At 37.9% G+C, this 12,662-nt stretch carries 12 protein-coding genes; all 12 read left to right on the top strand.

From position 1 onward, the window contains the following. Window positions 1-88: 88 nt before the first annotated feature. The 12 genes from ileS to RZ55_RS04320 all read left to right on the top strand — a co-directional run bounded on the left by ileS (window position 89) and on the right by RZ55_RS04320 (window position 12,621). Window positions 89-2,887, top strand: a complete 2,799-nt coding sequence (ileS, locus tag RZ55_RS04375) for an isoleucine--tRNA ligase (RefSeq protein ID WP_057175859.1) — start codon at window positions 89-91, stop codon at window positions 2,885-2,887. Between the two features lie 51 nt (window positions 2,888-2,938). Further along, on the top strand, window positions 2,939-3,142 hold the full coding sequence (locus tag RZ55_RS04370) for a cold-shock protein (RefSeq protein ID WP_034531780.1): 204 nt from the start codon (window positions 2,939-2,941) through the stop codon (window positions 3,140-3,142). A 66-nt stretch (window positions 3,143-3,208) separates the two neighbouring features. Beyond that, window positions 3,209-3,763 (top strand): NUDIX hydrolase, encoded by a 555-nt coding sequence (locus tag RZ55_RS04365; protein WP_034534468.1) that lies wholly within the window; start codon window positions 3,209-3,211, stop codon window positions 3,761-3,763. A 22-nt stretch (window positions 3,764-3,785) separates the two neighbouring features. Next, window positions 3,786-4,037 carry a hypothetical protein gene (locus RZ55_RS04360; RefSeq protein ID WP_057175858.1) on the top strand — a complete coding sequence of 84 codons (252 nt, stop codon included), beginning with the start codon at window positions 3,786-3,788 and terminating at the stop codon, window positions 4,035-4,037. 10 nt (window positions 4,038-4,047) lie between these two features. Next, window positions 4,048-4,740: a 5'-methylthioadenosine/adenosylhomocysteine nucleosidase gene (locus tag RZ55_RS04355; protein WP_057175857.1), complete on the top strand. Its 693-nt coding sequence runs from the start codon at window positions 4,048-4,050 to the stop codon at window positions 4,738-4,740. Window positions 4,741-4,757: 17 nt separating this feature from the next. Next, window positions 4,758-5,912, top strand: coding sequence for a cysteine desulfurase family protein (locus RZ55_RS04350; protein WP_054483600.1), 1,155 nt, complete (start codon window positions 4,758-4,760; stop codon window positions 5,910-5,912). Window position 5,913: 1 nt separating this feature from the next. Beyond that, entirely contained in the window at window positions 5,914-6,252 is a 339-nt protein-coding gene (locus RZ55_RS04345; protein ID WP_053791868.1) for a DUF1831 domain-containing protein, read from the top strand. A 140-nt stretch (window positions 6,253-6,392) separates the two neighbouring features. Next, window positions 6,393-7,520 carry a tRNA 2-thiouridine(34) synthase MnmA gene (gene mnmA, locus RZ55_RS04340; RefSeq protein ID WP_054483598.1) on the top strand — a complete coding sequence of 376 codons (1,128 nt, stop codon included), beginning with the start codon at window positions 6,393-6,395 and terminating at the stop codon, window positions 7,518-7,520. A 105-nt stretch (window positions 7,521-7,625) separates the two neighbouring features. Beyond that, window positions 7,626-8,282: a histidine phosphatase family protein gene (locus tag RZ55_RS04335; protein ID WP_080997709.1), complete on the top strand. Its 657-nt coding sequence runs from the start codon at window positions 7,626-7,628 to the stop codon at window positions 8,280-8,282. A gap of 16 nt (window positions 8,283-8,298) precedes the next feature. Next, entirely contained in the window at window positions 8,299-9,012 is a 714-nt protein-coding gene (locus RZ55_RS04330) for a tetratricopeptide repeat protein (RefSeq protein ID WP_053792818.1), read from the top strand. Between the two features lie 13 nt (window positions 9,013-9,025). Beyond that, window positions 9,026-11,596: an SF1B family DNA helicase RecD2 gene (gene recD2 / locus RZ55_RS04325; protein WP_347230237.1), complete on the top strand. Its 2,571-nt coding sequence runs from the start codon at window positions 9,026-9,028 to the stop codon at window positions 11,594-11,596. A 68-nt stretch (window positions 11,597-11,664) separates the two neighbouring features. Further along, entirely contained in the window at window positions 11,665-12,621 is a 957-nt protein-coding gene (locus tag RZ55_RS04320) for a ribose-phosphate diphosphokinase (protein ID WP_034534454.1), read from the top strand. Window positions 12,622-12,662 lie beyond the last annotated feature (41 nt).

Genomic DNA, 12,662 nt, shown 5'->3' with positions numbered 1-12,662 from the left:
AATGTCCTAATTTGGGTGGTACCGCGGAAGACTTCGTCCCTTGTGATGAAGTCTTCTTTTTTTATAATTTGAAAAGGGAGTGTGTGTTATGCGTGTAAAAGATACTTTGAACCTAGGTAAGACCAAGTTTAAGATGCGTGGAAACTTACCTGTTAAAGAAGTTGAAAGACAAAAAGCATGGGAAGACAATCACGTCTACCAAATGAGACAAAAACTAAACGAAGGAAAACCATCATTCGTACTTCATGATGGACCTCCATATGCTAATGGTGACATTCATATGGGACACGCTTTAAACAAGATTTCAAAGGACTTTATCGTAAGATACAAGTCAATGAACGGATTTAGAGCACCTTACGTTCCAGGTTGGGATACTCACGGTTTACCAATCGAACAAAAGCTTACTCAAGCTGGATATGACAGAAAGAAAATGGATACTAACGAATTCAGAAAACTTTGTCATGAATATGCTTTGAAGCAAGTTGATCGTCAAAGAGAAGGTTTCAAACGTCTAGGAGTTACTGGTGAATGGGACAACCCATACCTAACTCTAAAGCCTGAATTTGAAGCCGCTGAAATTCGTGTATTCGGTAAGATGGCTGAAAAGGGTCTAATCTACCGTGGTAAGAAACCAGTTATCTGGTCATGGTCTTCAGAATCAGCTCTAGCTGAAGCCGAAGTTGAATACCACGATATCGAATCATCTTCAGCTTTCTACGCTGAAAAGGTTGTCGATGGTAAAGGTGTTTTAGACGAAGATAACACATACATGGTTGTATGGACTACTACTCCATGGACCATTCCTGCTTCAATGGGTATCACAATTGATGCCGGTTTCGACTACGCAGTTGTTAAACCAGCTAACGATGATCGTAAGTTTGTTTTAGCTGCAGAATTAGTTGAAAAAGATGCCGAATTATTCGGTTGGGAAGACTACGAAATCGTAAAGACGGTAAGAGGTCAAGAACTAGAAGGTGTATTAGCTCAACATCCATTTATGGACAGACAACTATTAACCATGCTAGGTGATTTCGTTACTATCGATACTGGTACTGGTTTAGTTCATACTGCTCCTGGTTTTGGGGAAGATGACTACTACGTTGGTAAATCATACGGCTTAGACATCTTTGTTGATGTTGACTCACAAGGTTACCTAACTAAGGAAGCTGGTCCAGATTTCGAAGGTGTCTTCTACGATGATGCAAACGAAATTTCATTAAACAAGTTAAAAGAAAAGAACTTATTATTGAAGTACCAACCAATCACTCATAGTTACCCATTTGACTGGAGAACTAAGAAGCCGGTCATTTACCGTGCTACTGATCAATGGTTTGCTTCTGTTGATAAGATTAGAGATGACATTCTAAATGCCATCGAAGACGTTCAATTCAAACCTGAATGGGGTAAGAAACGTCTATACAACATGATTAAAGATCGTGGTGACTGGGTAATCTCAAGACAACGTGTTTGGGGTGTTCCACTACCAATCTTCTACGGTGAAGATGGTACTCCTATCATCACTAAAGAAACTACTGACCACGTTGCAGACTTATTTGCAAAACATGGTTCAGACATTTGGTTCGAAAAAGAAGCTAAAGACCTATTACCAGAAGGCTTCACTAGTGAACATTCACCAAATGGTAAGTTTACTAAGGAAAACGACATCATGGATGTATGGTTTGACTCAGGTTCATCACACCAAGGTGTTTGTGCCGAACGTGATTACCTAACATACCCTGCAGACCTATACCTAGAAGGTTCTGACCAATACCGTGGATGGTTCAACTCAAGTTTAATTACTAGTGTTGCATTTAGCGGTAAGGCTCCATACAAGCAATTATTATCACAAGGATTCACTCTTGATGGTGAAGGTCACAAGATGAGTAAATCACTTGGTAACACAATTGCTCCTGATGAAGTTATTAAGAAGATGGGTGCAGAAATCGTTCGTCTATGGGTAACTTCTGTAGATACTTCTGCCGATGTTCGTGTATCAATGGAAAACTTTGTTAAGATTTCTGATTCATACAAGAAGATTAGAAATACCATGAGATACATGCTTGCCAACACTTCTGACTTTGATCCTAAGGAAAACGGCGTTGATTTTGCAGACATGAAGTCAGCTGACCAATACATGATGGTTAAGTTAAACAACTTCGTAAAAGACATTAAGGCAGACTACGACAACTTTGACTTCCTAAGTCTAAACCGTCGTCTACTTTCATTCATCAATGCTGATCTTTCTGCTTTCTACCTAGACTTCGCTAAGGATATCCTATACATCTACTCCGAAGATAGTGCCGAAAGAAGATCAATGCAAACAGTTCTATACAATGCAGCTGTTGCAATTACTAAATTAATTACACCAATTCTTCCTCACACTGCTGAAGAAATCTGGCCATTCTTATCTGAAAAAGAAGAATTCGTTCAACTATCAGAAATGCCAGAACCAATGGACTTACCTGGTGCAGATGAACTTTCCTCAAACTGGCACAAGTTCATGGAAGTCAGAGATGATGTATTAAAGGCATTGGAAGAAGCTAGAAATAACAAGCTAATTGGTAAGGCTTCAGAAGCTAAACTATCATTATTTGTAAATGATGAAGTAAAATCATTACTAGATAACCTACACACAAATGTTGGTCAAATCTTGATGGTTTCACAACTAGAAGTTAAAGATTTAGCTGATGCTCCAAGTGATGCACAAAGCTTTAACGACGGTGTTTCAATCGTGGTTGAACATGCTGAAGGTGACACTTGTGAACGTTGTCGTCTAATCTCTACAGATGTTGGTTCTGATGCAGATTATCCACAATTCTGTGCACGTTGTGCTAAGATTGTGCGTGATAACTTCCCAGAAACAGCTACTGAAGGATTCGAAGAATAATCGATAAAAAACTGGGATTATCCCAGTTTTTTATTTTTAAGGAGAAATAATATGATTAAAGGTAAAGTAAATAATTTTAACCCGGATCACGATTTTGGTTTTCTAAAGGGCGAAGACAAGAACAAGGTATTCTTCCATGGTTCAGCGGTCGAAAACAAGACTAGAAATGAAATTGAAATTGGTCAACAAGTGGAATACCAAATTGCACAAGGCATGAAGGGACCACAAGCTGTCAAAATTCGCGTAATTGATTAGTCAGTCCATTGAAAAAATAATTAAATATATATAGAATGAATATATAACTAAAAAAGGGCTGATATTATGGATTTAGAGGAAAAGGTACTAGGTGTTGAGCCTAAGTACGATGGCGCAATTATCAACGTTGAAAAACAAACAGTTGAATTGCCAAATGGTGAAACATCAACTAGAGATGTTGTTCATCATTCCAATGCCGTTGGTATTTTAGTCTTAACTAAGAACAACAAGATGTTATTAGAAACCCAATGGAGAGCTCCTGTTGCTAAAGAAACAATCGAGATTCCTGCCGGTAAAGTTGATAGTAGAGACCATGGCACTGCCTTGGACACTGTAGTTCGTGAGTTGAACGAAGAAACTAGATACAAGGCTAACAACATCAAACGAATCACCGGATTTTATTCAAGTGTTGGATTTTGTGACGAATATATGGACCTATACTTGGCAACTGATCTAGAACCAGTTGAAGATGAATTACCAAGAGATCAGGGTGAATACTTGAGAATTAAGGAATACTCACTTGATGAAGCCATGGCAATGATTGAAAGTGGCGAAATCGAGGATGCTAAGACAATTACTGCTATTTATTATTGGAAGTTACATGATAAGATTGGTCTTTAATTAATAAAGGAGCAAGTCCAATATGATAACTAGAAAAGAGTATCAAAATAGTCAAAAAAGAAATTATATTGACGATGATTTTATAAAAAGAGACGAACCAGTTGATCAACCTTCATTGAAGAGAATTAGACCCGAAGAAAAAAAGGGTAAGGCTCATGCAATGACAACCGAACAAAAGACAAAACGTTTAGGTAGAAGACTTAACTGGGCAATTGCATTTTTAATTCTTGCAATCATTATCGTTTACTTAATACTAATCTACGTTAATCCTTAAGGAGATATTTATGAAATTTGGAATTTTATGTGCAATGGACGAAGAAATCAAATCATTGCTAGATAACTTAGACAACACTAAGAAAGTGGACATCAAAGAAATGACTTTTTACGAAGGTAACATTTCTGGACAAGAAGTTGTTCTTGTTCGTTCAGGAATTGGTAAAGTTGAAGCAGGTTTAACAACTGCTCAATTAATTACTAGCTTTGATGTTGATATCGTTATCAACTCAGGTTCTGCTGGTGGAATTGGCCAAGGCTTAGCTGTCGGTGATGTTGTTGTTTCAACTGAAACTGCATACCACGACGTTGATGCTACAGCTGCTGGATACGAATACGGCCAATTACCAGGTCAACCAGCAAGATTCAAAGCTTCAGAAAAATGGGTAAAAGAAATTACTGAAGCTTCTAAGGAAGTTGGTTTAAACGTTCAAAAGGGATTAATCGTTACAGGTGATCAATTCGTTGCTGACCAAGCAGTGATTGATAACATTCTACAGAACTTCCCAGACGCACTTTCATGTGAAATGGAAGGGGCAGCTGTGGGACAAGTTGCTAACCAATTTGATATCCCATACGTTGTAGTTAGAGCAATGTCAGATAACGCCAACGGTGACGCTGATCGTAGCTTTGACGAATTCATCATTGATGCAGGTAAGAAATCTGCTCAAATGTTATTAGACTTATTCGCAAATCAAAAATAGAAGGGGTTTAGGTATACTTGACTGAAATCTACTTAGATAATGCCGCTACCACTCCAATCGATAAAAACGTTTTGGATGACATGTACGATAAGATGCAAAACGTTTACGGTAACGCTTCTACTTTGTACAGCATCGGTAGAAAGGCTCATACCGTATTGGAAGATAGTAGAGACATTATCGCCAACAGTATTAATGCGAAGCCAGACGAAATTATTTTTACAAGTGGTGGTAGTGAGAGCGATAATACCGCGATTCTTCAAACTGCTGAAGCAAGAAAGAATTTAGGAAACCATATTATTACAACTGCCATTGAACACGAAGCAGTGTTAAAGCCACTTGCCTATCTTGAAGAACAAGGTTTTAGAGTAACTTACCTACCAGTTGATGAAACTGGGGTAATTAGTTTAGACGACTTCAAGGATGCATTAGACGATGATACCATCTTGGTAACCATCATGACTGCTAACAATGAGGTTGGTTCTCACATGCCAGTTCACGAAATTGGTGAAATCTTAAAGGACCATCAGGCATGGTTCCATACCGATGCCGTTCAAGCTTATGGATTGTTGGATATTGATGTAAATGAGGATCACATTGATTTACTATCAACATCTGCTCATAAGATTAATGGTCCTAAGATGACTGGTTTCTTATACAGACGAACTGGGGTAGATTTTCCAAGTTTTGTAAAAGGTGGAGACCAAGAAAAGAAGCGTCGTGCCGGAACAGAAAACATTCCTGCAATTTCCGGATTTGCGACCGCGGTTTCTCAAATTACACCTGAATTAAAGCACGAACTACACGATCGTTATTATGGATTCAAACATCAAATCATTGATGCTTTAAATGATAATGATATTGATTTCGTTGTTAACGGAACTGTCGAAGACAACCCGGTCCAACATGTATTTAACATTTGGATTAAGGGCATTGCTTCAGACATCATTTTGGCTAATTTGGACTTGGAAGGAATTGCGATTTCAGCTGGTTCAGCATGTACCGCTGGAAACATTGAACCATCACACGTTTTGATGGCAATGTTTGGTAATGATACCAATCGTTCATCTCAATCAATTCGAATTAGTTTCGGTAAATTCACAACAGATTCAGAAATCGATGCCTTTACCACTGCATTAGTAAAGGTAATTAAGAGAATAAAGAAGGTTGACTAATATGGCTTTTGAAACAGCAAATCAATTACAAGGTGATTCTAAAACATACGCAGTTAGTCCTGAAATCAAAAAATTCACACTATCTGACATGGGTTTTGTAAAGACTAATGCTGGTAATTTTCAATTTGAAAGAACATTAGATCCTGAAGATCCTTACAATGGTATCAAGTTAAAGATTGTTTTTAAGAGTGATTTAAAAACATTCAAGATGAGCACCATTACTGCAAATGGTTTAAATAAGGTTAATATTTTTACCAACAAAAATGCTGATGCATTAGTTGAACAATTTAATTTCTTGATGGATAACTTTGTGGAAAGAAAAGTTTTCGTGAGAAAATAATTAAAAAGAGGGCTTAATAGCCCTCTTTTTTGCATCTTCATTGCAATTAGTGCAGTAAATGGGTTATCATATTTTTTATGGAATATACGACCTTCAAATCGTAGATTCTAAGAATCTAAAAGAAATGATGGTGATTTTAAATGGCAGACAATAGTAATACCCGTGTTGTTGTCGGAATGTCAGGTGGAGTGGATTCATCCGTTACCGCCTACCTTTTGAAGCAACAAGGATATGACGTTGTAGGTGTATTTATGAAGAACTGGGACGACACTGACGAAAACGGTGTTTGTACCGCAACAGAAGACTACAAGGACGTAGCCAAAGTTGCCTCAGAAATCGGAATACCTTACTACTCTGTTAATTTTGAAAAAGAATATTGGGATCGCGTTTTCACTTATTTCTTGAATGAATACAAAAAAGGTAGAACTCCAGATCCCGATGTTATTTGTAACAAGGAAATTAAGTTCAGAGCGTTTTTAGACTACGCCTTAGATTTAGGTGCAGACTACATCGCTACTGGTCACTATGCTCGTTTACAACGTGATTCAGATGGGCACAACCACTTGCTTCGCGGAAGCGACGACAACAAGGACCAAACTTATTTCTTAAGTCAATTATCCGCAGAACAATTAGACCGCGTTATGTTCCCACTAGGTGACATGCCAAAGCCTAAGGTTCGTGAAATTGCAAAAGAAGCTGGTCTAGCCACTGCTGAAAAGAAGGATTCAATGGGAATCTGTTTCATCGGTGAAAAGAACTTCAAGTCATTCTTAAGTAACTACTTACCAGCAACTCCTGGTAAAATGATGACTTTTGATGGTGAAGAAAAGGGTAACCATGATGGCCTAATGTATTACACAATTGGTCAACGTAAGGGATTAGGAATCGGTGGAGACGGTAAAGATAACCGCCCATGGTTCGTAGTTGGAAAAGACCTTTCAAAGAACATCTTGTATGTTGGTAAGGGCTATGAAAACAAGCACCTATACGCAGATTACCTAGAAGCTTCAGATATTTTCTGGATTAATGACATTGATGATCGTGGTAACGACTTCCGTTGTACAGCTCAATTCAGATATCGTCAAAAAGACGTTGGTGTAACTGTTCATCTAAACGATGATGGTAAGTCACTACGTGTTGATTTTGATGATCCTGCAAGAGCCGTTACACCAGGACAAGCCGTTGTATTCTACGATGGTGATGAATGTCTAGGTTCAGCAATTATCGATGCAGCATACCAAGACGATAAAGAATTACAATACATTTAAAACCAAAAGATGCTTATTTATTAAGCATCTTTTTTTATATAAACTTTGAATTTATCCGCATAAATTGAGATAATATATATAAATCAAAATGAACGAGGGATAAAAGTGAAACTTTACTTTGTAAGACATGGAAAAACTGAATGGAATCTAGAAAGCAGATATCAAGGTGCCGGAGGAGACTCCGAATTGTTGCCGGAAAGCTATAAACAAATGGATCAATTAGGTGAGTACCTAAAAGATGTTAAGTTTAGTCATGCTTATTCCAGTCCAATTAAGCGTGCGCGCATTACCGCTTATAGAGTTATCCAACACTTCCATCGCAAACCTCAATTGAGTCTATGGAACCGATTTGAAGAGTTCCATTTAGGTAAGATGGAAGGCCAAAAGTTTGACGATGTTAAAAAACAATTTCCGCAAAGTTTTGACAATTTCAGAAATCATCCAGAAAAATACGATGCCAACGAAATTGGTGGAGAGAGTTTTAATGACGTAATTAGCAGAATGCAGTATGCTATTAAACGTGTTGTAAATGAAAACGATAATGAAGATAACGTGATTATTTTCAGCCACGGTGCTGCATTAAACGCACTAATCAATTCACTTTTGGGTGTTGAGATTAAGGATTTAAGAAAACGTGGTGGACTAGCTAACACTAGTACAACCATTCTAGAAACAACCGATGGCGGAAAGTCATTTGAACTAGTAAGCTGGAATAATACTGAATATCTTACAAAGAAAACTGATAAAACTGACGTAATTTAATATGTAGGTGATTAAAATGGATCAAAAGTCTGAAGAAATTAAAGAAAAGCAACAAGCGGTTGAAAAGAAACGAGAAGAACAACAAAAAAAGGCCGATGAAACTCTTCATAAATTAGTTGAAGATATCGATAATCATCCAGATGATTACCGTACCTACTACGACTTAGGAAGTTTTTTAGTTCAATTACATAACTACACCCAAGCCGAAGAACTAATGATGAAAGCCTTAGGTTTATTCGCTGACAGAAGTAAGAAGGCCAAAGAAACTTTGGTATACGGACTAGGGAACGTCTACTATGCAGCCGGAGAATACGATAAGGCGATTGAACAATTTAACAACCTATCTGACGGTGACATGAAGACCGATGCCTACATCATGTTGGCACAAAGCTACATGGCTAAGGAAGATTACAAAAAAGCGGTCGTATTTGCGCTAACCGCACAAGGTTTTAGAAGACAAGACCCAGAAATAAACTATCTACTGGCAAGTAGTTTATTAGCTTTAGGAAACTTCAGTGAAGCAGCAGAATTCTATGACAAGGTCCTACAAGCTAAACCAAAGGACGGTAAGGCCAACTTTGATCGTGGAATCGTCGCAATGGTATTGGAAGAAGACTTTAACCAATACTTTGAAACCGCTAAACGAGAAGATCCTAAGTACTTTGAAAAGGGACAAAAGCGTCTAGCAGATATTGAAAAGTTTATTCAAGTAAAAAATGGTAAAAAATAAGGAGAGATAAGCCGTGGCAGAATCAATGAATTTGTTCTCAGTAGACGACAATGACGAACATATTGAAGACAATCAAGAGCTATTTATAAAAGGTAAAGTTGCGGCTACTTTCTTTGAAAGTCCCGATAGCTTCTTTAAGGTGCTATTGGTAAAAATTTCCGAAACAAATATTTCAGATTGGCATGAAGATGAAATTGTAATTACTGGTAATTTTGCGGATATTGCTGAAGAAAGCGAATATCAATTTTATGGTGAATTAGTCGACCACCCAAAGTACGGAAAGCAATTCAAATCAGATAACTATCAAAGCACGGTCCCAACGTCTAAAGAGGGACTAGTCGAATACCTATCTGGTGACAATTTTCCGGGAGTTGGTAAGCAAACCGCTAAACGAATGGTGGATGCTTTAGGCACCAATCTAATTTCAGACGTGTTGGAAAACAACTCATTGTTGGATCGAGCCGGATTATCCGATAAACAAAAATCAACTGTGTTAGAAACATTGAACAAGAACAATGGGATGGAACAGGTGATTATTGGATTAAACAGTTATGGATTTGGGAGCAGTCTATCTTCTGCAATCTATAACAAGTACAAGGGGGATACCCTAAAGGTAATCCAAGAAAACCCATACAAGTTGGTTGAAGATATCGACGGAGTTGGTTTTAAAAAGGCTGACGATATTGCCAAACAAATGGGGATGTCTGCAAACAATCCTGGAAGAATTCGTGCGGGGCTAATTTCAGCCCTTAAGACGCTTTCTTTACGTAATGGGGATACTTACACTCAAACCGGTCCAATCCTCGAAGAAACGCTAAAATTATTGAATAACGGTAATGCTGAACCAGTTAGTGGCGAAGACTTATCCGCGCAATTTTTAGAGCTAGCCAAGAACCAAAAGATTGTTGGTGAAGAGGACCGTGTTTATTTAAAGGAATTATATGATGATGAATGGCGCATTGCCGAACACATCAGTCGAATTATCAAGAACCCAGTTGTTAAGAAATTTGATGACAAGACAATTGATAAGAAGATTCGTTTAATCGAAAAGAAACTAAATATTAGCTATGACGAATCACAAACCAATGCGTTAAAACAAGCCATCAAGTCACAAATGTTCCTACTAACCGGTGGTCCAGGAACCGGGAAGACCACCATCATCAAGGGAATCATTTACTTGTACGCTTATTTAAACGACCTATCTTTGGATATTAACAAGTACAAGGAACGTGAATTTCCAATTCTTTTAGCAGCACCAACTGGTCGAGCTGCGAAGAGAATGCAGGAAACCACAGGAATTCCCGCCAGTACTATTCACCGTTTACTGGGATTAAACGGTTATGAAGATAGTGATGAAGGTACCCAAGACATCGAGGGTGGCTTGTTAATCGTTGATGAAATGTCGATGGTTGATACCTTCTTATTCAGAGCGTTAGTACGCGCTATTCCAAACCAAATGAAGGTTGTCTTTGTTGGTGATAAGGATCAATTACCATCAGTTGGACCAGGTCAGGTCTTCACTGATCTATTGAATTCAAAGAGAATTGATAGCATGCAATTGACCACCATTTATCGTCAAGATAGCAACTCAACCATTATTCCGTTAGCTCACAGTATTCAACAAGGGAAATTACCTGATGACTTTAACGATAAGCAATCAGACCGTAGTTTTATTCCATGTAACGCTAACCAAATGAGTTCGGTAATCGAACAAATCGTAAAGCGCGCTAAGCAAAAGGGTTTTAGTGCAACCGACATTCAGGTCCTATCGCCAATGTATCGTGGTAATGCTGGGGTTAATCATTTAAACGAAGTGATTCAACAAATTATGAATCCTAACAATACCGATAACCAAGTCGAATACCGTGGAATTCATTACCGTTTAGGTGACAAGATTTTACAATTGGTAAATAGTCCCGAAGATAATGTTTTCAACGGTGATATCGGTCAAATTATCGATATTGAAAAGGGAAGTAAGCAAAGCCTAGATAAGATTACTGTTGCCTTTGATCAAAGCGAAGTAACTTATCAACGTAAAGATTGGATTCAAATCACATTGGCTTACTGTACAACCATCCATAAGGCTCAAGGTAGCGAATTCAAGATGGTTATCTTGCCAATCGTTCCGCAATTTACCAAGATGTTGAAAAAGAACTTGTTGTACACAGCGATTACTCGTGCCAGTGATACCTTGATTATGATTGGGGATTACAATTCATTCTTATCATGTGCACAAAGTGAATCTGACAACAGAAATACTAGTTTGATGCAACGAATCCAATCATTGTTGGATGGTGAAGTCAAACCAGTGACAACATCTGTTAACGACCAAAGTAGTATCGTTAAAGAAGTTGATGAAGAAAAGAAGGCAGAAACACCTGTTGATAATAAACCGGTGGAAGAACCTAAAGCTGATTCAATTTCAGATACTACTCAAAATAATGTGGTAACTGATGAGGATGAGGAATCACCTTTTGACGAGGCAACATTCGATGACAAACCAAAATCATACCGCTTAACTAAGGACATGATTTTATTGAATCAGGTTGATCCGATGATTGGTATGCACGGAATCAAACCATAATTGTTATATCAATTTGCTTTTTTTGTGTTAAAATTTAAGCATTAAAAGAACTCGAGAGGAGCACTTTCATGGTGGAGTCAATGGATAATAAAAATATGAAAATCTTTTCCTTAAGTTCTAACAGACCGTTAGCAGAAAAGATTGCCCAAACTTGTGGACTTAAGCTTGGTGAAGCAACAATTAATCGTTTTAGTGATGGCGAAATTCAAATTAAAATTGATGAAAGTATCCGTGGGGATGCCGTATACATCATTCAATCACTAAGTGAACCAATTAACGCGAATATCATGGAATTATTCATCATGATTGATGCTGTTAGAAGAACTAGTGCAAAATCTATTAATGTAATTATTCCATATTATGGTTATGCTAGACACTCTGCTAAGAAGCGTGAAAGAAAGGCAATCATTGCCAAATTAATCGCGCGTGTATTAGAAAGAGCAGGAATTGACCGTGTGTTAACCCTTGATTTACATGCCGCTCAAATCCAAGGGTTCTTCAACAAACCGGTTGATAACCTAAAGGCTGATAAGCTAATGGCTAAGCACATGTTGGAAAACTACGATTTAGATAACGCCGTTGTCGTTTCACCTGATCATGGTGGAGTGGGAAGAGCCAGAGGTTTTGCAGGATTAATTGATGCACCAATTGCAATTATTGATAACAGAGATCCTGAAAATGATGCGCACATTCCAACATTCATCATTGGTGATGTTAAGGATAAGGTGGCAATCGTAGCTGATGACATGATTGACACTGCTTCTCGTGCTGTTAAAGCAGCAAATGTTTTAGCAAAAAACGGTGCTTCATCAGTATATCTTGTTACTACACACGGTATCTTTGCTGGGGATGCAATTAAACGCATCGAAGAATCACCAATCAAAAAAGTGATTGTATCCGATTCAGTTTACATCAGTGACGAAAAGAAAATTGATAAATTGGACATTGTGTCTGTAGCAGATTTAATGGGTAAGGCAATCTTGCGTATTCATAACAACAAATCTGTTGGTAAATTATTTAGATAAGAAGTTCACCCATGATTGGGTGGGCTTTTTTGTTTACTTGT

Source organism: Apilactobacillus kunkeei, from assembly GCF_001421115.1.
Lineage (GTDB): Bacteria > Bacillota > Bacilli > Lactobacillales > Lactobacillaceae > Apilactobacillus > Apilactobacillus kunkeei_F.
Note: the sequence above shows the minus strand (reverse complement) of the source record. Positions and strands in the feature narration are given on the sequence as shown.

What these genes read in the sequence shown, in the direction of transcription:
- ileS (WP_057175859.1), top strand. Translation starts at nt 89, where the DNA reads ATGCGTGTAAAAGATACTTTGAACCTAGGTAAGACCAAGTTTAAGATG.
- RZ55_RS04370 (WP_034531780.1), top strand. Translation starts at nt 2,939, where the DNA reads ATGATTAAAGGTAAAGTAAATAATTTTAACCCGGATCACGATTTTGGT.
- RZ55_RS04365 (WP_034534468.1), top strand. Translation starts at nt 3,209, where the DNA reads ATGGATTTAGAGGAAAAGGTACTAGGTGTTGAGCCTAAGTACGATGGC.
- RZ55_RS04360 (WP_057175858.1), top strand. Translation starts at nt 3,786, where the DNA reads ATGATAACTAGAAAAGAGTATCAAAATAGTCAAAAAAGAAATTATATT.
- RZ55_RS04355 (WP_057175857.1), top strand. Translation starts at nt 4,048, where the DNA reads ATGAAATTTGGAATTTTATGTGCAATGGACGAAGAAATCAAATCATTG.
- RZ55_RS04345 (WP_053791868.1), top strand. Translation starts at nt 5,914, where the DNA reads ATGGCTTTTGAAACAGCAAATCAATTACAAGGTGATTCTAAAACATAC.
- mnmA (WP_054483598.1), top strand. Translation starts at nt 6,393, where the DNA reads ATGGCAGACAATAGTAATACCCGTGTTGTTGTCGGAATGTCAGGTGGA.
- RZ55_RS04330 (WP_053792818.1), top strand. Translation starts at nt 8,299, where the DNA reads ATGGATCAAAAGTCTGAAGAAATTAAAGAAAAGCAACAAGCGGTTGAA.
- RZ55_RS04320 (WP_034534454.1), top strand. Translation starts at nt 11,665, where the DNA reads ATGGTGGAGTCAATGGATAATAAAAATATGAAAATCTTTTCCTTAAGT.